This window comes from Delftia sp. CH05, assembly GCF_009827015.1.
Taxonomy (GTDB): domain Bacteria; phylum Pseudomonadota; class Gammaproteobacteria; order Burkholderiales; family Burkholderiaceae_C; genus Comamonas; species Comamonas tsuruhatensis.
The window spans coordinates 1-1,166 of the sequence record NZ_WUMG01000103.1 but is presented as its reverse complement, the minus strand read 5'-3'; the positions used below and the strand labels follow the sequence as shown (position 1 = coordinate 1,166).

Genomic DNA, 1,166 nt, shown 5'->3' with positions numbered 1-1,166 from the left:
ACCAGCGGCGTTCCAGTCGCGTAGGCGGCGCCAGCAAGTCATGCCGCTGCCGTACCCAAGGGATTGGGGAAGGTCTTCCCACGGAATGCCTGTTTGCAACACAAACAGGATGCCGTTGAGGGCGGCTTCATCGCTGACTGCGAGCTTGCGCGCACCGCCTTTGGCGGAAGGTACGAAGGCAGGGATGAGGGGTTGTAGCTGTCGCCACAGTTCTTTGCTTACAGGTCGTCGTGCCATGAGGGCAGCGAGCATAACTGCTCTGCGGGGGCCTGTGACGAAGTGGTGTTAGCCACTCTTAAAGTTCGCACTTGATTTTGCAAGCGATATGGCACTCAAGAGCAATGGTACCTTCATACCGTACTCTCTTGCCGAGGGCTACAGGCAGGCGCGCATGCGTGTCTACGCCAAGGTCCTCGGGGATGCGGTTGAGGCCGCCGAACGGCTAGCCAGTTCACCTCCGCGTCGACGAGCAATCAAGCTGCGTGCGTTGAAGTGTACGCAGCCTCCGTATCTCACGTTCGATGGTGAGGCGAGGGATCCAGTCGAGCCACCTATCCAGCAAGTGGACGCGGCGCGCGGAGAAGACTTTCAAGCCGAAGGTGTTACGACCACATTAGGCAGCAGTCAGGCAGTGATGCCGCCCCGCGCTGACGAAGCGGATGAACGTGCTGAAGATGCGACAACTAAACAGGAGCCGCAGCGAAGCACAGGGGGCGACTTGACGGTCAACTTCGAAACTGAGTAATCTGCAAGTTGCATGTCGTTTCAGGGACGAAGTTGCCGCTCAGGCTCACCTAGTCGAATGACTGCAACCAGCCGGTGACCATCGCTCGGAAGTCTGCAGCGGTAGCTGCCACTCATGTCCCCATGAAATAGCCCCCTGATTCCCCGGCCCCGTCCTATCGCTTATCTTTGAAGATAGGAACAGGACTGTGCATATGACTAGGCATACGGAGTCAATCGAGGTAGTCGTGAAGGACCAGCGCCGCAGGCGCTGGTCTCTCGCAGAGAAGGCGGCGCTGGTGCGCCGAACCTACGAACCAGGCATGAGCGTGTCATTGGTCGCTCGGCAGGAAGGCGTTTCGGCTGGACTGCTGTTCCAGTGGCGCAAGCTCGAACGGCAAGGTGCTTTGACCGCCGTCTCCGCTGGCGAGGCAGTCGTGCCC

At 59.3% G+C, this 1,166-nt stretch carries 2 protein-coding genes; one reads left to right on the top strand and one right to left on the bottom strand.

Features of this window, described 5'->3' with window-relative positions; translation table 11 throughout:
• On the bottom strand, window positions 1-237 hold a 237-nt coding region (locus GRX31_RS30375), incomplete at its 3' end, for a transposase (RefSeq protein ID WP_160852530.1).
• 701 nt (window positions 238-938) lie between these two features.
• Here GRX31_RS30375 and GRX31_RS30370 point away from each other — a divergent pair.
• The coding region (locus GRX31_RS30370) for a transposase (RefSeq protein ID WP_160852539.1) at window positions 939-1,166 on the top strand (228 nt) is incomplete at its 3' end.